Below are 24,243 nucleotides of genomic sequence, written 5' to 3' on the forward strand. Positions count from 1 at the left end.
CACCACGGTAGGAGGATGCGCCCGTGGACCTCTCCGAGCTCGACCTCGTCGACCACCACTGCCACGGCCTGGTCACCCGGGACCTCGACCGGCCGGAGTTCGAGTCGCTCATGACCGAGGCCGCCGCGCCGAGCGCGCTGGGTGGGTCGCTGTTCGACTCCCAGATCGGGTTCGCGCTGCGCCGGTTCTGCCCGCCGGTGCTCGACCTCGAGCCGCACGCCGACCCCGACGCCTACCTCGCCCGCCGCGCCGAGCTGGGCGCTACCGAGGTCAACCGCCGGATGATGGCGGCCGCCGGCACGCAGACCTTCCTGGTCGACACCGGCTACCTGCCCGAGCCGATCACCACCCCGACCGAGCTGGCCGCGCTGACCGGCGGGCGCGGGCACGAGGTCGTGCGTCTCGAGCTGGTCGCCGCCGAGGTGCTCGAGGACGGTGCCGGGTCGTTCCCGGAGCGGTTCCGCACCGAGCTGGCCCGCCGCTGCGCCACGGCCGTCGGGGTCAAGTCGATCGCCGCCTACCGGGCCGGGCTGTCCCTGGGCGGGCAGCGCCCCACCGACGTCCAGGTCGTGGCCGCGGCCGACCGGTTGCTGCGGTCGGGCAGCACCCGGGTGGCCGACCCGGTGCTGCACGAGTTCCTCGTCTGGTCGGGCATCGACCTGCAGATGCCGGTCCAGTTCCACATCGGGTACGGCGACGCCGACACCGACCTGCACCGCGGCGACCCGCTGCTCATGACCGACCTGCTGCGGGCCACCGAGCCGCACGGCGTGCCGATCATGCTGCTGCACACCTACCCGTTCCACCGCAACGCCGGCTTCCTGGCCCAGGTGTTCGGCCACGTCTTCGTCGACGTCGGCCTGGCCACCCACAACCTGGGCGCCCGCTCGGCCGCGCTGATCCCCGAGCTGCTGGAGCTGGCGCCCTTCGGCAAGGTGCTGTTCTCCTCCGACGCCTTCGGCCTCGCCGAGCTGTACCTGCTCGGCACGGAGCTCTTCCGCCGCGGACTGGCCGGGTACCTGCAGCAGGGCACGGACGACGGCGCCTGGACGGCGGCAGACGCCCACCGGGTCGCCCGGCTGGTCGGCGCCGAGAACGCCCGCCGGGCCTACCGCCTGTGACGCCCCGCCCGTGACCCCCCGCCCGTGACGCCCGCGCACCGGGCCACCGGCACCATGGCGGGGTGACCGACCTCGACAGCTGGTACGACCGCCTGCACGCCGCCGTCCTCGAGGAGCTGCCGGCCGCGGTCGACCTGCGGCACGCCCTGCACGCCGACCCCCGCCGCTCCGGCGACGAGGCCGACACCGCCGCCGCCGTGGTCGCGGCGCTGGGGCAGGGCGAGGGCCGCGAGGTCGCCGGCACCGGTCGCCTGGTGCGCATCCGGCCAGCCGGCGGCACCGCCTCCGGGCCCACCGTCGCGCTCCGCGCCGAGCTCGACGGGCTCGCCGTGCAGGAGCGGACCGGCATCGACTGGGCGTCCACCGGCGGGGTCATGCACGCCTGCGGCCACGACGCCCACCTCGCCGGGCTGGTCGCGGTGTGCCGGGCGGTGGCCCGGGTCGGGGGGCCCGCGCCGCTGCTGGCGCTGCTGCAGCCGCGCGAGGAGTCCGCGCCGTCGGGCGCCCGGGACGTCGTGGGGTCCGGGCTGCTCGCGCAGGAGCAGGTCACCGCCGTCGTCGCCGCGCACGTGCAGCCGGCGCTGGCCGCCGGCGTGGTCAACGCCACGCCCGGCCCGGTCAACGCCGCCACCGACGAGTTCACGATCACCGTCACCGGGCACGGCGGCCACGGCGGCTACCCGCACACCACGCACGACCCGGTGCTCGCCCTGGCCGCGGTCGTGGTGAACCTGCAGCAGCTGGTGAGCCGGCGGGTGGACCCGACCGTCGGCGCCGTCTTGGCCGTGACGCAGCTGGACGCCGGGAGCAGCTTCAACGTCGTCCCCGTCACCGCCCGCGCCCGCGGGGGCCTGCGGGTCATGCGCGAGAGCGACCGGACGGCGCTGCTCACCGCGCTGAGCGAGGTCGCCGAGCACACCGCGGCGGCGTACGGCTGCACGGCGGAGGTGCACACCGAGAGCAACGAGCCGGTGCTGGAGAACGACGCCGAGCTGGCCCGTGCGGCGCTGCCGTGGCTCGAGCGGGCCGGGGTGGCCGTCGACGACACCTGGCGCTCGTTCGGCGCCGACGACTTCAGCCACTACTGCGCCGACGCGCGCGGGCTGATGCTCTTCCTCGGGGTCGACGGCGGACCGGCCGACGACCGCGGTCGCCGTCCGGGCCTGCACTCGCCCCGGTTCCTGCCCGGCGACGACGCCGTGGGCCAGGTGGCCACGGCGCTGCTGGCCGGGTACCTCGCGGGTGCCGAGCTGATCGGCACCTAGCCTGACCGACGTGCCGGCCCACTCCCACTCGCACGTCCACGACGACGAGACCCCGCCGACCCCCGAGATCCTCACCCGCCGCCGCCGGGCCACCTGGCTGATGCTGCTGGTGCTCGTCCCGATCGCGCTGGCGACGGTCGTGGGGTTGATCGCGCTGTGGCCCTCGGGCGACGCCTCGCGTGCCCAGCAGGCCGCCGAGTCGTTCCAGCCGCCGGGCACCACCTACCCCGACGCCACGGTGCAGTCGCTGCAGACCTACGACTGCTCCGACGGATCGGCCTCGGGCCAGCAGCTGACCTGCGGCACCGCGGTGGTCGAGGTGACCGAGGGCGACGGCGAGGGCGACTTCGTGTCGGTCGACCTGCCGGCCGAGGTGGTGGCCACCGACGTCGAGCAGGGCGACGGGTTCGTGCTGACCCGCACGATCGACACCACGACCGGCGACGCCAGCTACCAGTTCTCGGACTTCCAGCGCGACACCCCGATCATCACGCTGGCGCTGGCCTTCGTGCTGGTGGTCGCGGCCGTGGCCCGGCTGCGCGGCATCGCGGCCCTGGTCGGGCTGGGCGTCGCGTTCGTCGTCCTGCTGCAGTTCATCCTGCCCGGGATCCTGACCGAGGAGTCGCCGACCCTGGTCACGCTGGTGGGCAGCGCGGCGATCATGTTCGTCGTCCTGTACCTGGCGCACGGGTTCAGCGCCCGGACGACGACCGCGCTCATCGGCACGCTGTTCGGGCTGATCCTGGTCGCCGTGCTGGGCGCGGTGTCGGTGTCGGCGGCCAAGCTGCTCGGGTTCAGCAGCGAGGAGACCGTCCAGCTGCTCACCTACGACCCGACGCTCGACTTCTCCGGTCTGCTGCTGGCCGGCATCACGGTCGCCGGGCTCGGCGTGCTCAACGACGTGACCATCACGCAGGCGTCGGCGATCTGGCAGCTGCACGAGGTCGACCCCACGATGACCGCCCGGCAGCTGTTCGCCCGGGGCATGACGGTGGGCCGCGACCACATCGCCTCGACCATCTACACGATCGTCTTCGCCTACGCGGGCGCCTCGCTGCCCGTGCTGCTGCTCATCGAGATCTACGACCGGCCGCTGTGGACCGTGCTCACCGGCACCCAGGTGGGCGAGGAGGTCATCCGCACGCTGGTCGGCGCCATCGCGCTGGTGCTCGCCGTCCCGGTGACGACGGCGGCCGGCGCGTTCTTCGCCAAGGCCGCCGGCGACAAGCCGGCGCCGAAGCTGCTGGCGAGGTTGGGCCGGTGAGCCGGGCCGACGAGCTGCTCGCCGCGGCTGCTGCCGCCCCGGGCTTCATGCCGCCCGACGAGGGCCGGGCGCTGCACGAGGCCGCCCTGGCCGTCGGGGTGCCCGGACCGCTGCTGGAGATCGGCAGCTGGATGGGCAAGTCCGCGCTGTACCTGGCCGCGGCGGCCGTGCAGACCGGCCGCACGGTGGTCACCGTCGACCACCACCGCGGTTCCGAGGAGCACCAGCCCGGCTGGGAGTACCACCAGCCCGAGCTGGTCGACCCGGGCACGGGGCTGCTGGACACGCTGCCGTCGTTCCGGCGCACGGTGCACCCCGCCGAGGGCGTCGTCGTCGCGGTCGTCGCCCGCTCCGAAGTCCTCGCCCCCCTCTGGACGACGCCGCTCGCGCTGCTGTTCCTCGACGGGTCGCACACCGAGGAGAGCGCCCGCCGCGACCAGGACGCCTGGGTCGGGAAGCTCGCCGTCGGCGGCACCCTGGCGATCCACGACGTGTTCCCCGACCCCGCCGACGGCGGCCAGGCACCGTTCGGGGTCCACCAGCGGGCGATGGCCACGGGGGAGTTCACCGAGCTGCCGGGCACCGGTTCGCTGCGCCTGCTGCGCCGCGACCGCTGAGCAGGCGGGCACGATGGGGCGATGACCGCCCCCGAGGAGCTGCTGTGCCGGGCCCGCGCCGAGACCCGCGAGCAGATCGCCGCGCTCACGGCCGACTACGCCTCCGTCGTCGAGGCGTCCCGGGGGTCCAACGCCGACGACGAGCACGACCCCGAGGGCCAGACCATCGGGTTCGAGCGGGCCCAGCTGGCCTCGGTGCTCGACCAGGCCCGCACCCGGCTGGCCGAGCTCGACGCCGCGGTCTCCCGGGTCGCCGACGGCAGCTACGGCCGCTGCGAGGTCTGCGGCGCCCCGATCGGCGAGGCCCGCCTGCAGGCCCGTCCCGCCGCCCGCACCTGCATCGCCCACGCCTGACCTCAGCGGGTCGGCAGGCCCACCGCCGTGGAGACCAGCACCACCGCGCCGAGCCCGCGCCGGAACGGGTTGACCCCGCGCAGCAGCTCGTCGCCGGCCCACCACACCAGCGCGACACGGGTGCCGACGAACACCGCGGTGCCCCACGGCCCCTCGTCGGCCACCTGCTGCAGCAGGGTCAGGGCCAGGAACGCCCAGGCCGCGGCGTTGGGCCACTGCGCGACCGTCCACCGCCGGTCGGCCCGCGTCCGGTCGGCGAGCGACCAGTCCAGCGCCCGCCGCAGCCCGCCCGGGTCGCTCACCGGGGTTCGGCGGCCAGGAACGCGGGGTCGGTGAACAGGGCCGCACCGGGGGTCGCGCCGGCCAGCGCGTCGGCGGCCAGGACGACGGCGGCCGCCGTCCAGGTGGTGCGCTCGACCGGCCAGACGGCGTCGTCGGCGAAGACGTAGCCGGTCCAGTAGCCGCCGTCGTCGTGGCGCAGGTGCTGCATCGCGGCCAGCTGCTCGGTCGCCGCGTCGGGCTGGCCCGCCGCCGCCAGGGCCATCGCGAGCTCGCAGGTCTCGGCGCCGGTGACCCACGGCCGGTCGGCCACGCAGCGCACCCCCAGCCCGGGGACGACGAACGCGTCCCAGGAGGCGGCCAGGCGCGCGAGCGCGGCGGGCCCGGTCAGCGCGCCGCCGAGCACGGGGTAGTACCAGTCCATCGAGAACCGGGCGCGGTCGGCGAACGCCGCGGGTCGGTCGGCCACCGCGTCCTGCAGCCGGGCCGCGGTCGCCGTCCAGTGCGGGCGGTGCTCGCCGACCCGGGCGGCCAGGGCGAGCCCGCAGCGCAGCGCCTGCAGCAGCGAGGACGAGCCGGTGAGCAGGGCGGTGTCGTCGGGGGTGCCGTCGGGGCGCAGCGCCCAGCCGATGCCACCGGTGGGCAGCTGCATGCCGCAGACGAGGTCCAGTGCCCGGGACACCGGGGTCCACCACCGGGTGCCGGAGGTGCCCGTCACGAGGGCGTGGTGCAGGGCGCCGACGGCCAGGTAGCCGGCGTGGTTGGCCTCGACGCCCGGGGCGGTCACCGCGCCGTCCCGCCACTGGGAGGGGAAACCGCCCGAGGGCAGCTGCCGGGCGCCGAGCCAGTCGAGCGCGGCGGCGGCCTCCTCGACCCGGCCGCCGACCGTCAGGGCCATCGCGGCCTCGACGGCGTCCCAGGCGTCGAGCTGGCCACCGCGCCACCACGGCAGCATGCCGTCGGGGGCCTGCTCCGCGGCGATCGCGGCGACCGTGGCGGCCACCTGGTCCCCGGACAGCACGCCGGGCACCTCGGGCAGCAGGGTCACCAGGGCTTGGTCGCGTAGACGACGAGGCTCTTGCCGATGACCGGGTCGAGCACCGTCTCGGCGGCCCGGGTCGCCCAGGGCCGGTGCACCAGGTCCCAGACCAGCAGGCGGTGGTAGGCGCGCACGGGCGCGACGTCGCGGTCGACGCCGACCGCGCACTTGAGCCACCAGTACGGCGCGTGCAGCGCGTGGGCGTGGTGGCTCGAGCCCGGCACGAGGCCGGCCGCGGCCAACCGCTCGCGCACCTCGGTCTGCCGGTAGATGCGGATGTGCCCGCCCTCGTTGGCGTGGTAGGCGTCCGACAGGGCCCAGCACACGCGCTCGGGGCCGTACCGCGGCACGGTCACCGCCACGCGGCCGCCGGGCTTGAGCACCCGGGCGATCTCGGCGAAGGCGGTCGCGTCGTCGGGGATGTGCTCGAGCACCTCGGAGGCGATCACCCGGTCGACCGAGCCCGTGGGCACCGGGAGGTGCAGCAGGTCGCCGCGCACGGCGGTCGCGGAGGCCCCGACCGGCGCCTCGCCCGCCGCCCCGATCGCCCCCAGCCAGTGCTGGGTGGTGGCGACCTCGTCGCGCCCCCAGTCCAGGGCGACCACCCGGGCGCCGCGCCGGTAGGCCTCGAAGGCGTGCCGGCCCTCGCCGCAGCCCAGGTCGAGCACGGTGTGCCCGGCTCGGACGTCGAGCCGGTCGTAGTCGACGGTCAGCACGGCACCGGACTCCCGGCCAGCACCCGCTCGTACCAGGCGGCGGTGCGCTCGGCGGTGGAGCGCCAGGTGAAGTGCTCGAGCACCCGGGCCCGCCCGGCCCGGCCCAGCTGCTCCTGCAACCGGGGCTGGTCGAGCACGAGGCCCAGGGCGCCGGCCAGGCGGTCGACGTCGCCGGCGGGCACCTGCACGGCCGCGTGCGACCCGACCACCTCGGGCAGGGCCCCGGCGTCGGTGGTCACCAGCGGCGTCGCGCAGGCCATGGCCTCGACCGCGGGCAGGGAGAAGCCCTCGTACAACGACGGGACGACGGCGACGGTCGCCCGCTGCAGCAACCCGACCAGCTCGGACTGCGGCAGCGGACCGGTGAACCGCACCGCGTCGGCCAGCGACAGCCGCTCGACGGTCGAGGCGGCCGGCCCACCCGGGCGCGCCGAGCCGACGACGGTCAGCCGCACCTCACGCTCGGTGCGCAGCTTGGCGAGGGCCTCGAGCAGCGGCACCAGCCCCTTGAGCGGGACGTCGGCCGAGGTGGTCACCACGACGTGGTCGGCGTCGCGCGGCCCGTCGGCGGGGGAGAAGACCCCGGGGTCGATGCCCACCGGGATGACCTCGGTGCGGGCCGCCGGCACCCCCATCAGCCGCTCGATGTCGCGCTGCGAGCTGGCCGACACGGTGGTGATCGCCGGCAGCCGGCGGGCGACGCGGGCCTGCATGCGGGTGAAGGCGTACCAGCGGCGCAGCGTGATCGAGCGGCGGAACCCGGCGGCGGCCAGCTCGAGGTCGCGGTCGACGGCGACGGGGTGGTGGACGGTGGCCACGGTGGGCAGCCCGGTGCGCAGCAGGCCGTACCCCAGGCACTGGTTGTCGTGGACGACGTCGAACTCCCCCCGGCGCGCGCGCAGCATGCCGGCGGCCCGCAGCGAGAAGGTGAGCGGCTCGGGGAACGCCGCGGTGCACATGGCGGCGTACTCGGCGACGTCGACCCAGTCGCGGAACTCGCTGCGGTGCGGGCGCCGGAACGGGTCGGGCTCGCGGTAGAGGTCGAGGCTGGGCAGCCGGGTGAGCGGGACGCCGGGGTCGAGCTCGGGGTAGGGCTGGCCGCTGACCACCTCGACCCGGTGACCCAGCTCGCGCAGCTCACGGGACAGCGCCCGCACGTAGACGCCCTGGCCCCCGCTGTGCGGCTTGGAGCGGTAGGACAGCAGTGCGATGCGCAGCGACCGTCCCATGCCGCGGACTGTAGCCAGCGCGTGCGACAGCTCTGCGCGAGCGCCTACCGTGGGGTGATGCGCCGCACCCCGCTCCTCGTCGCCACCGCCTCCGCGTCGTTGCTGCTGGCCGGGTGCGGCGCCGCCGACACCGCGGTCACCCCGGCCGCCGCCACCCAGGAGGCCGTGCCGCTGGCCGACGGGCTGCTGCCGGCCGCGCAGTTCGCCCCCGGCGGCGGCGCGGTCACGCAGGTGACCCCCGGCGATGTCACCGCCGCTCTGGGCCACGACCACCAGGTGGACCCCGCGCAGTACACCGTGACCCCGACCGCGTGCACCGACGCCCTCGAGGTGGCCCGCACCGCCCTCGGCGACCCGGCCGACGTCGACGACGCCGCGGGGCAGTACACCCGCAGCGGTCTCGGCGGCACCGCCGAGCTCCTGGGCACCGGCGGGCCGGCCGCCACCGTCGTGGGCACCCTGACCGACGCGGTGGCGGCCTGCCCCACGGCGACGGTCGACGGCCCGCAGGGCCAGGCCGTGGTCACGTTCGGCGCCGTCACCGAGCCGGCCCTCGGCGACGCCGCGGCCGTCGTCCCCGTGACCGTGTCGGTGACCCGCGGCGAGGGTCCGCCCCTCACCGGCGCGGCGCTGGTCGGCGTGGTCTCCGACGGCGAGCGCATGCTCGCCCTGGGGACCGCGGGGCTGGGCACCGCGCCCGACCGGGCTGCGTTCGAGGCGCTGCTGGCCCAGGCGCACCAGCACGCCGCGGACACGCTGGACTGACGCGCCCGCGGGGCGGGCACTGCGGGCGGGCCGCGGGCATCCGTGGTCGGATGGCCCGGTGAAGCCGATCCGCCGCGCCCCGTTCGCCCTCGCCGCCGCCGGTCTCCTCCTCGCCGGGTGCAGCTCCACCGTCGAGGGCACGGCGTCGCCGTCCCCGACCGGCGAGGGCGGTTCGTCCTCGTCGAGCAGCAGCTCGTCCGCGCCGAGCTCGTCGGGCGGGTCGAGCGGGTCGGGTGACCTGAGCGCGGGGTTGCTCCCGGAGGACGCCTTCGGGGCCGGCGCCACGGTGGCCCCGGTGACCGAGGCGGACGTCGCCGCCGGCAGCGCGGCCGGGAGCCTGGACGGTGCCACCGTCACCCCGGAGGCGTGCGCGGCGGCGGTGCAGAAGAGCCAGCCCTCCGTCGAGGACCTCGACGGCTTCGCGGCGCAGGCCGCCACCACCGGCACCACCGGCACGACCATCACCGTGCAGGTGATCACCGAGGGTGCCCCGGGTGACCCCGCGGCGGACCTGGCGTCGGCGGTGCAGAGCTGCCCGCAGGCCACGGTCACCTCGCCCGAGATCGGCACCGCCACGATCACCTTCGCCGTGCTCGACGTGCCCGACATCGGCGACGGCTCGGCAGCGCTGAGCTACACCACCACCGTGACCGGGCCGGACGGCACGCAGCTGGCCATCCCGGCGCAGGTGGGCGTGGTGCGGGACGGCGACCGCGCGGTCACCCTGCTCAGCACCACCGTGGGCGGCACGCTCGACCCCGCGTCCTTCGCCGCGCTGCTGCAGCAGGCCTACGACTACCAGGCCGAGCAGCTCGACTGACGGCGGCCTAGCAGGCGGCACCGACATCCCGCTCGCCGTCGTCCACATCGGGGGGCCCGATCCACAGGCGGTGCCCGAGCGGATCCGCGGCGCCGTACCGCGCGGCATCGTGCCGGCATGGCTCCCCACGCGTCCCCGGACGACCTCCCCATCACCCTCGCCGGCGGTGCCGAGCTGGCCGCGGCGCTGCCGTACCTCATCGGCTTCGTCCCGCACGAGTCCCTGGTGCTGGTCGCGCTGACCGGCGACCACGAGGCGCGGGTCGGCGTCACCCTGCGGGTCGACCTGCCCGCGCCCGGCCCGGCCGCCGACGTGGTCGCCGAGGCCGTCGCCCGGCTGGGTCCGAGCCGGCCGGCCGCAGTCGCGGCACTGGTGGTCACCGAGGCCGACGACGTCCCCGCACCGGTCGAGGCGGGGGCGGACCTGCTCGACCGCCGGGTCGACGAGCTGGACGCCGTCGAGCTCCGGGCGCTGCGCACGAGCACCGACCTGCCGGGCCGTGCCGTCGTGGGCGAGGTGGCCCGGGTGCTGGCCGGCGCGGGGGTCCCGCTGCTGCACACGCTGCTGGTGCGCGCCGGACGCTGCTGGGACTACGACTGCCCCGACGCCTGCTGCGACCCCGGCGCAGGGGAGGTGCTGCCCGGTGGCACCAGCCGACTGGCGGCGGCCACCGTGCTGGATGGACGGGCCGTGGCCGCCGACCGCGACGAGGTGGTCACCCGCCTGGCCCCGCCCACCGGGGCCGCCCTGCTGGCCATGGGCCGGGCCTGCGCCCAGGTGGGCGTCGAGCAGGCCGACGACCTGCGCCGGCTGGGCTGGGACCGGCTGGCCGAGCGGTCCTGGCGACGGGTGCTGGAGGCCGTCGCCCGGCACCGGCCGGGCACGACGGCGGCGCTCACCGACGTCGAGGTCGCCCGGCTGGGGTGGGCGGTGACCGCGATCGAGGTGCGCGACCGGGCACTGAGGCTCTCGGCCGGACCCTCGGCGTCGGCCGCCGAGGCCGTGTGGACCGAGCTGGTCCGGCGGCTGCCGGTGCCCCTGGACGCCACGCCGGCCACGCTGCTGGCCGCCGCCGCGCACGTCCGCGGGGACGGCGCCACGGCCGCCATCGCGCTGTCCCGGGCGCTGGACAGCCAACCCGCCTGCACGCTGGCCCGGCTGCTGGAGCGGGCCCTGCACACCGGCTTCCCGCCGTCGGCCCTGCGCGGCCTGCTCACCCGGGCCGGCGAGCAGGCCGGCGCGGGAGCCTCAGAGCAGCTCGGGGCGTGACCAGCCCTGCCCGAGCACGTGCTCGGAGAGGAAGGCCAGCACCGTTTCGTACCAGACCACCGCGTTGCCGGGGGAGAGCACCCAGTGGTTCTCGTCGGGGAAGTAGAGGAACTTCGAGGGCACCCCGCGCTTCTGCAGGTCGTACCAGAGCCGCAGGCCCTCGCCGATCGGCACGCGGTAGTCCTTGTCGCCGTGGATCACCAGCACCGGCGTGGTGATGGCGTCGGCGAAGCGGTGCGGCGAGTTCTGCTCGTAGCGCGCCGGCGAGGTCAGCGGGTCGCCGAACTCCTTCTCCCAGTAGTAGGCCGCGTCCGTCGCGCCGATGAACCCGTCGAGGTGCCACAGGCTGGCGTGGGTCACGATCGCGTCGAAACGGTCGGTCTGGGTGGCCACCCAGTTGGCCATGTAGCCGCCGAACGAACCACCCATCGCCGCCGTGCGGGTGCCGTCGACCTCCGGCAGCTCGACCGCGGCGTCGGTGGCGGCCATGAGGTCGGTGTAGGGCGCCCCGCCCCAGCTGCCCCAGCCACGGCGGACGAAGTCCTGCCCGAAGCCCTGCGACAGGGCCGGGTTGGGCAGCAGCACCGCGTAGCCCTGGGCGGCCATGACCCACGGCAGCCACCGCCACGACCAGGAGTTCCAGCTCATGAGCGGGCCACCGTGGATCCACAGCAGCAGCGGAGCCGGCGAGGTGGCGGATGCCCCGGAGGGCAGCACCAGCCACGACTGCACCTCGACGCCGTCGGGCGCGGTGGCCCGCAGCTCGCGCAGGGTGCCGGGCAGCTCGGGCACCGTGCCCGGGTTGGGCAACGGGTCGGGCTGCTGGTCGGTGGCCCGCGGGTCCAGGCGCACCGGGGCCGACGGGTGGTCGAAGGCCGACCGCAGCGCGTAGAGGGCCGAGCCGTCGCGGGCGACCTGCAGGTCGGAGTAGGCGCCGTCGCGGGTCAGCCGCACCGGGGCCTGGCCCGGCACGACCCGGAACACCGCGTGCCGGCCGTCGTCGTCGGCCAGGAAGTACACGGCCTCCCCGTCGGCGGCGAACTGCGGGGCCGACGGCCAGCGGTCGAACCCGGCGGTGAGGTCGCTGCTGGAGCCGGCGGCGACGTCGACCAGCAGGAGCGTGTAGTCCGGCGGTTCGGCCTGCGTGGTGGTGGACTCGCGGACGCACACCACCTGCGTCGAGTCCGGCGACCAGGCCGGCGAACCGAGGTCGGCGGCCCCGTCGTCCACGAGCACCCGGGTCTCCCCGGTGGCGGTGTCGGTGACCACCAGCCGGTTGCGCCACGAGGCCGGGCCGTCGGGCACCTCCTCGGCGCGGGCCAGCCACCGGCCGTCGGGGGAGAGCGCGACGTCGGAGCCCGAGCCGTTCGGCGGACCGGCGTCGGGGGTGAGGTCACGCCAGGTGCCCTCGGCCCCCTCGGCGGGGAGCTGCCCGACGAACAGGGCGTGCGGCACGGCCGGGCCCAGGTCGTGGTCCCAGTACCGCACCGGGTAGCTCTCGTGCAGGATCGCCGTCACGCCGGCGTCCTTGCGGGCGCTGCGCCGGGCGGCGTCGGCCTCGTCGTCGGCCGCGCCCGGCGTGGTCGAGGCCACCACCACGACGTCGCCGGTGTCTGCGGCGACGGACACGCCGGCGATGCCGTGCCGGCGGCGGAGCACCAGCCGCGCCTCGCCGCCGGCGGCGTCCAGCGCCCAGAGCGCCGGCGTGGGCTCGCCGGCGTCCTTGCCGGCGTCGGGGTCGGGCCGGGCGGAGGTGAACAGCAGGCTGCCGTCGGGGGCGAAGACGGGGGAGGACTCACCGGGGCTGCTGCGCGTCAGGCGCCGTGCGTCGCGCCGGCCGGTCGGGTCGAGCTCCCACAGCGCCGTCCGCCACGCGGTGCGGTCGGGCGAGAGCGTCGCCACGGACGTCACCAGCCGGGTGCCGTCGGCCGACAGCGCCAGCCCGGACAGGCGGGGCACCGCCATGACGTCGGCCAGCCGGCCGAACGGGGTGCCGGCGTCCAGCGGTTGGGCGGTGATCTCGTCGACCATGCCCACGGGGGCGTCGACCGGTGCGTCCTGCGGTGGCTGCGTCACGCAGCCGAGCCTAGTGCCGAGATCGTGAGCCGGGCGAAGGATTCCGCCCAGGGCTCAGCCGACCGGCACCGTCTCCTCCGCGGGGGCGACGAACACGTGCTGCGCGACCCCGGTCGGCAGCACCGTGCCGTCGATGCTCACCGAGCCGTTCACCAGGGTGGCCCGCACGGTCGTGCCCGGCCGCACGCCCTGGTCGGCCAGCGAGCGCAGCAGGTCCTGGTGCTCCTGCAGCTGCTCGCTGATGCGGCGCACCACGACCGGGGCGCCCTCGGGGGTTGCGGCGGTCGAGAGCAGCTGCAGGGCGTCGGGCTGCGAGGTGGTGGTCGCGCCGAGCTCGGCCAGGCCGGGGATCGGGTTCCCGAACGGGGACACCTGCGGGTTGCCGAGCAGGGTGAGCAGCTTGCGCTCGACGGCCTCGCTCATCACGTGCTCCCAGCGGCAGGCCTCCTCGTGCACGTCGGCGTAGTCCAGCCCGATGACGTCGACGAGCAGGCACTCGGCCAGCCGGTGCTTGCGCATGACCGCGGTGGCCAGGGCCCGACCCTCCTCCGACAGCGCGAGGTGCCGGTCGCCCTCGACCGAGAGCAGGCCGTCGCGCTCCATGCGGGCCACGGTCTGGCTGACGGTGGGGCCGCTCTGGTGCAGGCGCTCGGCGATGCGGGCGCGCAGGGGCGTGATGCCCTCCTCCTCCAGCTCGAAGATCGTCCGCAGGTACATCTCGGTGGTGTCGATGAGGTCGTTCACGCCAGGCTCCTCCGTGCAGGGGTCTGCCACGAGCGTACGGGCACCGCGCCACCGGACCGGGCGCGGCGAACCGCGCCGGGCGGTAGCGTCGCGGGGGTGATCAGGCGATGAGGCCGGCTCCGCAGGGCGCACCATGAGCGATGCCGTCAGCGTCGTCTGGGACGACGCCTACCTCGGCTACACGTGGGGCGGGGACCACCCCATGCACCCGGTGCGGCTGGACCTCACGATGCGGCTGGCCGACACGCTCGGCGTGCTGTCGGGTCCGCGCATCGAGGTGGTGCGGCCCGAGACGGCGGGGGAGGACCTCCTCACCCTGGTCCACGACCCGGCCTACCTCGACGCCGTCCGCCGGGCGCCGGGCGACCCCACCGGCGTCGGGCACGGGCTGGGCACCACCGACAACCCGGTCTTCGACGGCATCTACGAGTCCTCCGCGCTCATCGCCGGCGGCTCGGTCACCGCGGCCCGGTTGATCCACGAGGGCAAGGCGCAGCACGCGGTGAACATCGCCGGCGGCATGCACCACGCCATGCGTGACGCCGCCAGCGGGTTCTGCGTCTTCAACGACGCGGCCATCGCCATCGCCTGGCTGCTGGGCCAGGGCTACGAGCGCATCGCCTACGTCGACCTCGACGTGCACCACGGCGACGGCGTCCAGGCCGCGTTCTGGAGCGACCCCCGGGTGCTGACCGTGAGCATCCACCAGACCCCGCTCACCCTGTTCCCGGGCACCGGGTACGCCGAGGAGACCGGTGACCCCGAGAAGGCGCCCGGCTCGGCCGTCAACCTGGCGCTGCCCAACGGCACCGACGACTCCGGGTGGCTGCGCGCCTTCCACGCCGTCGTGCCGGGGGTGGTGCGCGCCTTCGCCCCGCAGATCCTGGTCACCCAGTGCGGCTGCGACACCCACCACGAGGACCCGATGGCCGACCTCGGCCTCACCGTCGACGGCCAGCGCGCGGCCTACAAGGCCATGCACGAACTCGCCCACGAGGTGAGCGAGGGCAGGTGGCTCACCCTGGGCGGGGGCGGCTACGGGCTCGTGCGGTGCGTGCCCCGGGCCTGGACCCACCTCATCGCCGAGGCCGCCGGCACGCCGGTGCCGCCGAGCACGCCGATCCCCGACTCGTGGGCTCGCGACGTGCTGTCCCAGGGCCTGCGCATCGAACCCCCGGGCTCCATGACCGAGGGGGGCTGGACCGGTTTCCAGCACTGGGACCCCTTCACCGAGAACCGTGTCGACCGGGCGATCTCGCGCACCCGCACCGCTGCCTACCCCCTCTTCGGCCTCGACCCGGACGATCCCCGTGACTGACGCCGAGGACACCGCCCCGGACACGTCCGCCGCCCCGGCGCCCCCGCCCGGGTGGGAGGCCGACGTCGTGGCCGCCGACGGCGGCACCGTGCACCTGCGCCCGATCACCCCCGCGGACGCCGACGGCCTGCAGGGGCTCATGGAGCGCAGCTCCGACCAGACCCGCTACTACCGCTTCTTCGGGCCGATGAAGCGGCTCAGCGACAAGGACCTGCACCGCTTCACCCACGTGGACCACGTCGACCGGGTGGCCTTCGTCGTCCTGCTGGGCGACGTGCTCATCGGGGTCGGGCGCTACGACCGCTACCCCGACACCTCCGACGCCGAGGTCGCCTTCCTCGTCGAGGACGCCCACCAGCGGCGCGGTCTGGGCTCGGTGCTCCTCGAGCACCTGGCCGCCGCCGCCCGCGAGCGCGGCATCACCCGGTTCGTCGCCGAGGTGCTCAGCCAGAACTCCGGCATGGTGCGGGTCTTCCTCGACGCCGGCTACGAGGCCCGCCGCTCCTACGAGGACGGCGTCGTCCACCTCACCTTCCCGATCGCGCCCACCGAGCAGGCCCTCGCGGTCACCTACGAGCGCGAGCAGCGCAGCGAGTCCCGCTCCATCGGCCGGCTGCTCAACCCCACCTCGGTCGCGGTCGTCGGCGCCAGCAACGACCGCAGCAAGATCGGGCACGCCGTGCTGCGGCACCTGCTCGACCAGGGGTTCGCCGGGCCGATCTACCCGGTCAACCCCGCCGTGCGGCACGTCGCGGGCGTGCCCGCGCACGCCACCATCGAGGACATCCCCGACGACGTCGACCTCGCGGTGCTCGCCGTCCCGGCCACCGAGGTGCCCGGGGTGGTGGAGGCCTGCCGGCGCAAGCAGGTCAAGGGCCTGGTGGTCATCTCCGGCGGGTTCGGCGAGACCGGGCCCGAGGGCCGGGCCGCCGAGCGCGAGTTCGTCGCAGCCGCCCGCGCGTCGGGCATGCGCGTGGTGGGTCCCAACTGCCTGGGCCTGGTGAACACCGACCCCTCGGTCAATCTCAACGCCAGCCTCGCCCCGCGGGTGCCGGGCCGGGGCCGCATGGGGTTCTTCGCCCAGTCCGGGGCGCTGGGCGTGATGCTGCTCGAGCGGGCCAGCAACCGCGGCATCGGCCTCTCGAGCTTCGTGTCGGCCGGCAACCGCGCCGACGTCAGCGGCAACGACATGCTGCAGTACTGGGCCACCGACCCCGGCACCGAGGTCGTGCTGCTGCACCTGGAGAGCTTCGGCAACCCGCGCAAGTTCGCCCGGCTGGCCCGCCGGGTCGGCCGCGACAAGCCGGTGGTCGCGGTCAAGAGCGGGCGGCACGTCGGCATGACCGCCGGGCTGGCCGGCACCAGCGTCACCGTGCCCGAGGAGTCCGTCGCCGCGCTGTTCGCCTCGGCGGGGGTGATCCGCGTGCAGACGTTGGCCGAGCTGTTCGACGTCGGCACCCTGCTCGCCCACCAGCCGCTGCCCGCCGGTCCCCGTGTCGCGGTCGTGGGCAACTCGACGGCGGTCGGCGTCCTGGTGGCCGACGCCGTCCTGGAGCAGGGCCTCGAGCTGGCGCACGAGCGCCCGGTCGACATCGGCACCTCGGCGCCGCCCGAGGAGTTCCGTGCGGCGCTCGAGGCGGCCCTGGCCGACGAGCAGGTCGACGCCGTCGTGGCGGTCTACCTGCCGGCCCTGGCCCACGACACCGAGCCCTTCGGCCGGGTGCTGCGCGAGGTGTCCGCCGGGGCGGAGAAGCCGCTGGTCGCCAACTTCCTGTCCACCGACGGCATCCCCGACGTCCTGGTGGTGCGGGGCGAGGACGGCATGCCCGCCCGCGGCTCCGTGCCGTCGTTCTCCACCCCCGAGCGGGCGGTGATCGCCCTCTCGCGGGTGTCGGAGTACGCGGCCTGGCGGCGGCGTCCGGCCGGCACGGTGCCCGAGCTGGAGCACGTCGACGAAGCCGCCGCCCGTGACGTCGTGGAGCCGGCTCTGGCCGACGGCGGGCGCGAGCTCACCGACGACGAGGTCATCGCCCTGCTGGGCGCCTACGGCGTGCCGCTGCTGCGCACCCGACGGGCCGACGACGCCGAGGCGGCCGTGGCCGCCGCCGAGGAGGTCGGCTACCCGGTCGTGCTGAAGTCCACCGCCCCGTGGCTGCGGCACCGGGCCGACCTGGGTGGCACCCGGCTCGACCTGCGCGACGCCGACGACGTGCGCGCCGGGTTCGCGGCCATCCCCGCCGACGACCCGGTCATCGTGCAGGAGATGGCCGCTCCCGGGGTGACCGTGGTGGTCGAGGTGCTCGACGACCCGTCGTTCGGTGCCCTGGTCAGCTTCGGGGTCGGCGGGTTCGCCAGCGACCTGCTGGGCGACCGGGCGCTGCGCACGCTGCCGGTCACCGACACCGACGCCCGCGAAATGGTCCGCGAGATCCGGGCGTGGCCGCTGCTCGACGGCTACCGCGGCGCCGAGCGGGTCGACGTCGAGGCGGTCGAGCAGTTGCTGCTGCGGGTCGCCCGGCTGGCCGACGACCTGCCCGAGGTGCTCTCGCTGTCGCTGGAGCCGGTGATCGTCGGCCCGCCCAACCCGTGGCACGGCGGCCGGTCGCTCGTGGTGGCCGGCGCCGCCGTGCGCGTGGGCCCGCCGACGGCCCGGGTCGACCCCGGGCCTCGGCGGATGTTCACCGCGTGAGCTACGCCAGGTAGTCGCGCAGGGCGTCGGCGCGCTCGGGGGAGCGGAGCTTGCTCATCGTCTCGCGCTCGATCTGGCGCACCCGCTCGCGCGACAGGCCGAACTGCTTGCCGATCTGCTCCAGCGTGCGGGGCTGGTTGCCGTCGAGACCGAACCGCATGACCACGACGTCGCGCTCGCGGTCCTCCAGCGTGCCGAGCACCGTGCGGACGTCGCCCTTCATCATCTGGAAGGCGACGGCGTCCTCGGCGACGGCGGCGTCGGTGTCCTCGATGAAGTCTCCGAGCCGGGACTCCTCGTCGGCACCGACGGTCTGGTCGAGCGACACCAGGTCGCGGCTGTACTCCAGCAGCTCGGTGATCCGCTCGGGGGTCATGTCGAGCTCGAGGCCGAGCTCCTCGGCGGTGGGCTCGCGCTCGAGCTCCTGGTGGATGCGGCGGCGGGTGCGCACCACCTTGTTGACCTGCTCGGCCAGGTGGACGGGCAGCCGGATCGTGCGGCCGCTGTCGGCCATGGCCCGGGTGATCGCCTGGCGGATCCACCACGTGGCGTACGTGGAGAACTTGAAGCCCTTGGTGTAGTCGAACTTCTCCACCGCACGGATCAGGCCGACGTTGCCCTCCTGGATGAGGTCCAGGAACGTCATGCCGTGACCGGTGTAGCGCTTGGCGACCGAGACCACGAGGCGGAGGTTGGCCTCCAGCAGGTGCTGCTTGGCGGCCTTGCCGTCGGCGGCGAGCAGCCCGTAGTCGCGCTTCACCGCGGGGGTGAGCTTCTTCTCGGCCAGCAGCCGGCCGGCGTACAGCCCCGCCTCGATGCGCTTGGCGAGCTCGACCTCCTGCTCGGCGGTCAGCAGCGCGGTCTTGCCGATGGTGTTGAGGTAGACGCGCACCAGGTCGGTGGACACCAGGCCGCTGGTGTCGGCGGCGCGACGGGGCGCACGCACGCTCAGGGTGTCGGTGGGGGAGGACTGCAGCAGCGTCACGGTGAGTCTTCGTCCTTGCCTCGGGAGTCGGATGGCCGCCGGTCGTGCTGGCCGGTCACCCGGGCGTCGTCGGAGCGGAACACGCCGGGATCGCCGGTCTGCCCCGTCCGCGGGATCCGTGATCCCGTGTGGTACGTCCTGCACAACGGCCGACACCACCTCCGGTGTTCCTGACCGATCCGTCACACAGCGATTCGACAGGTGCAGCGGTACCCGCGAGGTGCGTGCCGAATCACACCGGTGTGGTTCCGACCTCCAGCAGCAGCGTGAACGGACCGTCGTTGACGCTCGCCACCTGCATCGAGGCGCCGAACACCCCGGTGGCCACCTCGGCCCCGCGCTCGCGCAGTGCGGCCACCACCGCGTCCACCAGCGGCTCGGCCACCGGGCCGGGCGCTGCCGCCGCCCACGAGGGGCGGCGTCCCTTGCGCGTGTCGCCGTACAGGGTGAACTGGCTGACCACCAGGATCGGCGCGCCGAGGTCGGACGCCGACCGCTCACCGTCCGGGCCCGGGAAGATGCGCAGCTCGTGGATCTTGCGGGCCAGCTCGCGGGCATCGGCCGGGGTGTCGGCGTGCGTGACGCCGACCAGGGCCAGCAGCCCGGCGCCGATCTCGCCGACGACGGACCCCTCGACCTCCACCGACGCACTGGCCACCCGGCTCACGACTGCTCGCACGCCCCGATCCTCCCGCCGGGGCCGCGACGCCGGACCGCCGGGCCGGGAGGTCGGCGCGGTCGGGCAGACTGCCGGCGTGCCGACCATCCGGATCGCCCAGGAATCGACCGCCGACGACCTGCTCGGTCGGGATCCCCTGGCGCTGCTGCTGGGCATGCTGTTCGACCAGCAGTTCCCGATGGAGCGCGCCTTCGCCGGGCCGGCGCTGCTCGCCGAGCGGCTCGGGGTCGACACCCTGTCGGCGACGGCCATCGCCGACGCCGACCCCGACGTCCTCAAGGCCGCCTTCACCGGGCCGCCGGCGGTGCACCGCTACCCCGGGTCGATGGCCGAGCGCGCACAGGCGGTCTGCCGGCTGCTGGTCGAGCGCTACGACGGCCGGGCCGAGCAGTTGTGGGCCGACGCGCCCGACGGGGCGACGCTGCTCAAGCGCATCGGCGAACTGCCCGGGTTCGGGGCGCAGAAGGCCAAGATCATGGTCGCGCTGCTCGGCAAGCAGTACGGCGTGCGGCCGCAGGGGTGGCGCGAGGCCGCAGGGGACTACGGCACCGACGGTGCTCGCCGCTCGGTGGCCGACGTGGTCGACCCGACCAGCCTGGCCGAGGTGCGGGCGTTCAAGCAGGCCGCGAAGGCTGCCGCGAAGGCCGACAAGACCAGCTGAAACGAGATTTCCCGCCACGCCCGGCGGCAGGACGCCAACCGGTGGCACGATGGGCCGTGTGACGTCGAGCCGCGAGACCAGCAACGAGCCGGTGCTCATCACGGAGGCCCAGCCGAGCCTGGGTGACCAGCACGCGGCGCGCAAGAAGCGCTACGTGATCACGATGGGGATCCGCATCGTGAGCGTGGTGCTGGCCGCGGCTTTCTACCAGACGGTGTGGCTGATGGCGGTGTTCGCCGTCCTGGGCACGATCCTGCCGTGGATCGCGGTGGTCATGGCCAACGACCGTCCGCCGAAGAAGAAGCTCGACGTGAACCGGTACCGGGTGCCCGCTCCCGACCGCATCCTCGAGGCCCGGCCCAGCAGCGGACGGGTCATAGACTCCGAGCCGTGAGCACCGAGACCCTGGAACGCCCTGACGTCCGCGAAGACACTACCTCGCAGCCGCCCGAGGTCTTCCACTACGTCAAGAAGAACCAGATCGCCGAGAGCGCGGTCATGGGCACGATGGTCGAGGCCCTGTGCGGTGAGGTTTTCCCCGTGACCAAGAGCCCCAAGCCCGGCAGCCCGGTCTGCGAGCCGTGCAAGGAGGTCTACGCCCAGCTCAAGAAGTGAGCTAGCGCAGACCCAGCTTGCGGGCCTCGAGCTCGATCTTGGCGGCCCGGCGGCGCCGGCGGCGGCGGTCGTGCCGCCGCTGGCCGCTGGGCCAGCGGGCCTCGACGGTGGCGTTGAGCTCGGCGCCGAGCAGGATCGCCATGCCGAGGAAGAAGCAGAACAGCAGCGCGGCGATGGGTGCGGCCAGCGCCCCGTAGGGCAGCGCGGTGGTCAGCACGTCGGCCACGTAGGTGCGCAGCACCAGCGCCGCGCTCAGGAAGAACCCCGCCGCGAACGCTGCACCCAGCAGGTGCCGCAGCCACGGCAGCCGGCGGGGCAGCGTCACGTGGTAGAAGCTCGTCAGCGCCAGCACGAGGACGACGAGCACCAGCGGCCAGTAGACCGCGTTGACCAGCACGGTGGCGGTGCCCTGGAAGTCGGTGGGCAGCAGCGCCACCAGCGAGGTGCGGCCCAGCACCAGCAGCGGCAGCGACAGCACCGCCACCACCAGGGCGACCACGAACAGGCCCAGCGCCATGAGCCGGGTGCGGATCGGCCCGCGCACGTCGCGCTGGTCGTAGGCGATCACGATCGTGTTCATGAAGGTCGCCGTCGCCGAGGACCCGGCCCACAGCGACACCAGGAACCCGACGCTGACCACGTCGAGCCGGCCCGACCCCAGGATGTCGGTCAGGGTGGGCTGCACCAGGGTGTCGACCACGGTGGGGGTCAGGGCCTCGGAGGCCAGCTGCACCAGCCGGGCCTCGATCTCGCTGACCGAGCGCTGGCCGATGAACGACCCCAGGTAGCCCAGCGACCCCAACAGCCCGATCAGCAGCGGCGGGACGGACAGCACCTGCCAGAACGACGCCTCGGCCGACAGGCCCAGGATGCGGTCCTGCCAGGCCTTCGCCACCGTGCGGCCGAGCACCTGCAGCGGGACCCGCACGGGCGCGGGGGAGCGGGCCACGAGATCGGCCGGTCGCCAGCTGCGGCGGGGCGGTGCCGGGTCGACGTCCCGGGCGGGGTCGTCGTCGGCCACGGGCGTGGCGTCACCGACCGCCGGTTCGTCGTCCCTGGTGGGGTCGTCGTCGCCGGAACCCGCTCCGGCACCGTCGGCCGCGGCCGGCGTGCGCGGGGGGACGACGGTGGCCACCCGCCCAGTGTGCCGGAGCGCCCGGGTGGGCGTGTCGACACGCCCACCCGGAGGGGTCAGGTCCCGACCGGTCGGGGGGCCGAGCGCGGGCGCCGTCCGGTGGGCTGGGCCGGCGCGCCCGGCGCCGTGCCCGGCGGGGCCTGCTCGGGCACGGGGATGCAGCGGATGACCGGTTCGGCGGCGTACCGGGTGTTGAACTGCTCGGTGCGCAGCTGGGCGCCGGTGGTCGGGTCCTCGAAGATGCGGGTGACGGTGATGTCGAACCCGTTGGCGCCGCCCTGCGGGTTGCAGTTGCCGTCGTCGGGCTTCTCCTGCACCACCGGGGTGCGCACGTTGAACCGCTCGCTGCTCACCGACTCGATCTCGTAGCGTTTGGTGCCCCAGAACGTCACGGTGATCGACCCCCCGGCGACCCACTGGGTCTGCACGTAGATGCCGGTCTCGCTGTCGTTGCGCCACTTCAGGTCGATGGAGTCGTAGTAGACCGTGGCCTCGCGGCCGGCCGGGTACCGGCTGATGTAGTAGCTGTGCGGCTTGTGGTAGACGTCCTCGAGCCCGGCGAAGAACACGGCGTTGAACATCGTGGTGGCGAACTGGCTGATCCCGCCGCCCACGGCCTGGGTGAACTCGCCGTTGTTGATGACGCCGGCGGGCACGTAGCCCTGCGCCTCGCCGCGCGGCCCGGTGTAGCCGTTCAGGCTGAACGTCTCGCCCGGCAGCACCACGGCGCCGTCGACGAACTCGGCGACCACCCGGATGTTCGTGCCGCTGGCGCCGTTGGTGAAGTTGGTCGTGAACGAGCTGACCGGCTCGACGATGCCCAGCGCGTTCGCCTCGTCGGTGGTGAAGTCGGCCGGAACGGCGCCCAGGCTGGCGGTGACCTCGCGGGGCGCGGGCTGGGTCAGCACCGGCCGCAGCGACGTCGCGAGGGCGGCCGGGTCGATGCCCGTGCCGTCGACCGAGGGCACCACCGCGATCGCGTCGCCGGTGATCTGGAAGCGGGCGTCCTGCGCGGGGGTGCCGAACTCGCCGAGCTGGTCGCCCAGCGCGGTCCGCAGCGCCGCCGGGTCGAGCGTCACCTCGAGGGCGCCGTCCGTGCCGGGGGCGAACCGCAGGGCCGACGCGATGCCCGCGACGTCGAGCTCGGCGGTGGTGCCGTCGTCGCCGCGCACGGTGACCGGCGCGGACAGCGCCGGGGTGACCACGTCGTCGAGGGCCTGCTGCGCGTCCTGCTCGTCGACCTGCACGTCGGTGGTGTCCACGGGCAGCTCGATGGGTGTGCTGGGGTCGCCGCCGGACGCCAGTGCGTCGGTGACGGCGTCCCCGGCGCCGTCGCGGTCGAGCTGGCGGCCGGTGACCGGGGGGACCACGGATGCGTCGGTGCCCTCGACGGCGATCGTGGCGTCGGCCGGGGCACGGTCGACGGTCTCGGCGAAGGCGTCGATCTGGGCGGCGAGGGCCGTCTCCTCGCCGGTGATGACCGGCTCGACCGTGCGCTCGGTGAACAGCGACACCAGCCGGGTCCACGGGTTCAGCGGCTGCCCGGAGGCGGCGTCGACGGTGGCGTCGACGTCGAGGGTGATGCCGGCGGTGGCCGGGGACAGCACGCCCTCGACGTCGTCGGCGACGATCACGTGGTCCGCGGTGACCCGGGGGGCGAGCTCGGTCGAGAGGGTCTCGGCCGCGGCGGCGGGGGACAGCCCGCCGATCTCGACGCCGGCCACGACCGTGTTGCGGGGGACGTCGTCGCCGGCCAGCGCCAGGTCGGCGCCCCAGACCACGCCCAGCAGCGCGAGGACGCCGAGCGGCACCAGGACGGCCGGACGGCGCCAGCGGCTGCGCCCGTGCTCCGACGGCCCGACCAGGTGTCCCGAACCGGTGCGGGGCGGCTCGTCGTCCTCGGCGGAGGCGGGGCTGCGCCGGTCGGCCGGCGGGAACTCGTCGGGCTCGGCGGTGCGCACGACGGTGGGCTCGTCGAAGACGTCGGCCGGCACGACGACGGCGGGCACGGCGGCGGTGGGCGCGTCCGAGTCGTGCTCCGCGGCGTCGTCCTGCGATGCGTCGCCGTCCGGGACGTCGGGCTCGGCCGCGTCCTGCTCGGCCGCGTCCTGCTCGGCCGCGTCCTGCTCGGCCGGGGCATCGGGGGCCGGTCGCTCGTCGACGGGCTGCCCGTGGACGGACTGCTCGACCACGGGCTGCTGGACGGCGGGCTCGGCCCCGTCGACGGGAGCGGTGGACGGGCCGACCGGGGTCGCCGTCGCGCGGCTGATCCGGCCGGTGGGGGCGTCGTCGTCGGCGACCGGCGGCGGGGTCGCCTCGTCGGCCGCCCGGCGGCGCGGGTTGACCGGCAGCGGCTGGCCGGGCGGGACCACCGGCTCAGGGGTCTGACCACCCCATCCGGCGGCCTGGGGCTGCGGACGGGACACCCCACCGGGGGCGGCGGGGCGCCCGGACCCGATGGTGCCGTCGGGCTCGAGACGGGCGGTCCGGTCGGGCTCCGGGGCCTGGTCGGGCTCGGGCCGGTTCGTCTCGTCGCTCATCGGGAGGTCACGCTCGCTGTCGGTCGGGCGGGGCGTCCTGCCCCGCGCACGACGACGCCGCCG

At 75.1% G+C, this 24,243-nt stretch carries 23 protein-coding genes; 13 read left to right on the forward strand and 10 right to left on the reverse strand.

The genetic code is table 11. The features are described from left to right. The first annotated feature begins 23 nt into the window (after nucleotides 1-23). From BLP29_RS17140 to BLP29_RS17160, 5 genes are all read left to right on the forward strand, one after another. Nucleotides 24-1,121, forward strand: coding sequence for an amidohydrolase family protein (locus BLP29_RS17140; RefSeq protein ID WP_092806765.1), 1,098 nt, complete (start codon nucleotides 24-26; stop codon nucleotides 1,119-1,121). 62 nt (nucleotides 1,122-1,183) lie between these two features. Then, nucleotides 1,184-2,386: a M20 metallopeptidase family protein gene (locus tag BLP29_RS17145; protein WP_092806767.1), complete on the forward strand. Its 1,203-nt coding sequence runs from the start codon at nucleotides 1,184-1,186 to the stop codon at nucleotides 2,384-2,386. Nucleotides 2,387-2,396: 10 nt separating this feature from the next. Further along, on the forward strand, nucleotides 2,397-3,650 hold the full coding sequence (locus tag BLP29_RS17150) for a YibE/F family protein (protein WP_243470053.1): 1,254 nt from the start codon (nucleotides 2,397-2,399) through the stop codon (nucleotides 3,648-3,650). Beyond that, entirely contained in the window at nucleotides 3,647-4,267 is a 621-nt protein-coding gene (locus tag BLP29_RS17155; RefSeq protein WP_243470054.1) for a class I SAM-dependent methyltransferase, read from the forward strand. Before BLP29_RS17150 ends, BLP29_RS17155 begins: the two co-directional genes overlap by 4 nt. Before the next feature lie 21 nt (nucleotides 4,268-4,288). After that, nucleotides 4,289-4,621, forward strand: coding sequence for a TraR/DksA family transcriptional regulator (locus BLP29_RS17160; protein ID WP_092806769.1), 333 nt, complete (start codon nucleotides 4,289-4,291; stop codon nucleotides 4,619-4,621). Nucleotides 4,622-4,623: 2 nt separating this feature from the next. On the opposite strand, the gene BLP29_RS17165 is transcribed toward BLP29_RS17160, so the two are convergent. The 4 genes from BLP29_RS17165 to BLP29_RS17180 are packed head-to-tail and all read right to left on the reverse strand — an operon-like array spanning nucleotide 4,624 to nucleotide 7,884. After that, entirely contained in the window at nucleotides 4,624-4,923 is a 300-nt protein-coding gene (locus BLP29_RS17165; RefSeq protein ID WP_207798565.1) for a hypothetical protein, read from the reverse strand. Beyond that, nucleotides 4,920-5,948, reverse strand: coding sequence for a prenyltransferase (locus BLP29_RS17170; RefSeq protein ID WP_243470055.1), 1,029 nt, complete (start codon nucleotides 5,946-5,948; stop codon nucleotides 4,920-4,922). The genes BLP29_RS17165 and BLP29_RS17170 overlap by 4 nt, the downstream gene beginning before the upstream one ends. Further along, nucleotides 5,945-6,655 carry a class I SAM-dependent methyltransferase gene (locus BLP29_RS17175; RefSeq protein ID WP_092806771.1) on the reverse strand — a complete coding sequence of 237 codons (711 nt, stop codon included), beginning with the start codon at nucleotides 6,653-6,655 and terminating at the stop codon, nucleotides 5,945-5,947. The genes BLP29_RS17170 and BLP29_RS17175 overlap by 4 nt, the downstream gene beginning before the upstream one ends. Beyond that, nucleotides 6,649-7,884: a glycosyltransferase family 4 protein gene (locus BLP29_RS17180; RefSeq protein WP_092806773.1), complete on the reverse strand. Its 1,236-nt coding sequence runs from the start codon at nucleotides 7,882-7,884 to the stop codon at nucleotides 6,649-6,651. Before BLP29_RS17180 ends, BLP29_RS17175 begins: the two co-directional genes overlap by 7 nt. A gap of 57 nt (nucleotides 7,885-7,941) precedes the next feature. Between BLP29_RS17180 and BLP29_RS17185 the strand changes: the two genes are divergently transcribed. The 3 genes from BLP29_RS17185 (at nucleotide 7,942) to BLP29_RS17195 (ending at nucleotide 10,738) form a co-directional block, all read left to right on the forward strand. Further along, entirely contained in the window at nucleotides 7,942-8,649 is a 708-nt protein-coding gene (locus tag BLP29_RS17185) for a hypothetical protein (protein ID WP_092806775.1), read from the forward strand. 58 nt (nucleotides 8,650-8,707) lie between these two features. Then, entirely contained in the window at nucleotides 8,708-9,469 is a 762-nt protein-coding gene (locus BLP29_RS17190) for a hypothetical protein (protein WP_092806777.1), read from the forward strand. A 117-nt stretch (nucleotides 9,470-9,586) separates the two neighbouring features. Further along, nucleotides 9,587-10,738, forward strand: coding sequence for a DUF4192 domain-containing protein (locus BLP29_RS17195; RefSeq protein ID WP_092806779.1), 1,152 nt, complete (start codon nucleotides 9,587-9,589; stop codon nucleotides 10,736-10,738). Here BLP29_RS17195 and BLP29_RS17200 read toward each other — a convergent pair. Both BLP29_RS17200 and BLP29_RS17205 read right to left on the reverse strand, forming a co-directional pair. Continuing rightward, nucleotides 10,718-12,814: a S9 family peptidase gene (locus BLP29_RS17200; RefSeq protein ID WP_243470056.1), complete on the reverse strand. Its 2,097-nt coding sequence runs from the start codon at nucleotides 12,812-12,814 to the stop codon at nucleotides 10,718-10,720. The two genes, BLP29_RS17195 and BLP29_RS17200, sit on opposite strands and share 21 nt — an antisense overlap. Before the next feature lie 54 nt (nucleotides 12,815-12,868). Then, nucleotides 12,869-13,558, reverse strand: coding sequence for an iron-dependent transcriptional repressor DtxR (locus BLP29_RS17205; RefSeq protein WP_092806782.1), 690 nt, complete (start codon nucleotides 13,556-13,558; stop codon nucleotides 12,869-12,871). Nucleotides 13,559-13,691: 133 nt separating this feature from the next. Between BLP29_RS17205 and BLP29_RS17210 the strand changes: the two genes are divergently transcribed. Together BLP29_RS17210 and BLP29_RS17215 are read left to right on the forward strand one after the other, a co-directional pair. Next, nucleotides 13,692-14,876, forward strand: a complete 1,185-nt coding sequence (locus BLP29_RS17210; protein ID WP_092806784.1) for an acetoin utilization protein AcuC — start codon at nucleotides 13,692-13,694, stop codon at nucleotides 14,874-14,876. Next, on the forward strand, nucleotides 14,869-17,565 hold the full coding sequence (locus BLP29_RS17215) for a bifunctional acetate--CoA ligase family protein/GNAT family N-acetyltransferase (protein ID WP_092806786.1): 2,697 nt from the start codon (nucleotides 14,869-14,871) through the stop codon (nucleotides 17,563-17,565). The genes BLP29_RS17210 and BLP29_RS17215 overlap by 8 nt, the downstream gene beginning before the upstream one ends. A gap of 1 nt (nucleotide 17,566) precedes the next feature. Here BLP29_RS17215 and sigB read toward each other — a convergent pair whose 3' ends face one another. Next, nucleotides 17,567-18,550: an RNA polymerase sigma factor SigB gene (sigB, locus tag BLP29_RS17220; RefSeq protein WP_092806788.1), complete on the reverse strand. Its 984-nt coding sequence runs from the start codon at nucleotides 18,548-18,550 to the stop codon at nucleotides 17,567-17,569. A gap of 232 nt (nucleotides 18,551-18,782) precedes the next feature. Further along, nucleotides 18,783-19,229 (reverse strand): D-aminoacyl-tRNA deacylase, encoded by a 447-nt coding sequence (gene dtd / locus BLP29_RS17225; RefSeq protein ID WP_092806790.1) that lies wholly within the window; start codon nucleotides 19,227-19,229, stop codon nucleotides 18,783-18,785. A 76-nt stretch (nucleotides 19,230-19,305) separates the two neighbouring features. On the opposite strand from dtd, the gene BLP29_RS17230 reads away from it, so the two are divergent. The 3 genes from BLP29_RS17230 to BLP29_RS17240 are packed head-to-tail and all read left to right on the forward strand — an operon-like array spanning nucleotide 19,306 to nucleotide 20,505. Continuing rightward, complete coding sequence (locus BLP29_RS17230; protein ID WP_092806793.1) at nucleotides 19,306-19,890, forward strand: HhH-GPD-type base excision DNA repair protein; 585 nt, start codon at nucleotides 19,306-19,308, stop codon at nucleotides 19,888-19,890. A 58-nt stretch (nucleotides 19,891-19,948) separates the two neighbouring features. Further along, on the forward strand, nucleotides 19,949-20,284 hold the full coding sequence (locus BLP29_RS17235; protein WP_243470057.1) for a DUF3099 domain-containing protein: 336 nt from the start codon (nucleotides 19,949-19,951) through the stop codon (nucleotides 20,282-20,284). Then, nucleotides 20,281-20,505, forward strand: a complete 225-nt coding sequence (locus tag BLP29_RS17240; RefSeq protein WP_091249592.1) for a DUF3039 domain-containing protein — start codon at nucleotides 20,281-20,283, stop codon at nucleotides 20,503-20,505. Before BLP29_RS17235 ends, BLP29_RS17240 begins: the two co-directional genes overlap by 4 nt. Before the next feature lies 1 nt (nucleotide 20,506). On the opposite strand, the gene BLP29_RS17245 is transcribed toward BLP29_RS17240, so the two are convergent. Continuing rightward, entirely contained in the window at nucleotides 20,507-21,640 is a 1,134-nt protein-coding gene (locus BLP29_RS17245; RefSeq protein WP_243470058.1) for a YihY/virulence factor BrkB family protein, read from the reverse strand. A gap of 56 nt (nucleotides 21,641-21,696) precedes the next feature. Next, a complete protein-coding gene (locus tag BLP29_RS17250) occupies nucleotides 21,697-24,180 on the reverse strand; it encodes a VanW family protein (RefSeq protein ID WP_092806797.1) in 2,484 nt (827 codons plus the stop codon). Nucleotides 24,181-24,243: the final 63 nt, after the last annotated feature.

It is taken from the genome of Klenkia marina (assembly GCF_900101025.1).
Lineage (GTDB): Bacteria > Actinomycetota > Actinomycetes > Mycobacteriales > Geodermatophilaceae > Klenkia > Klenkia marina.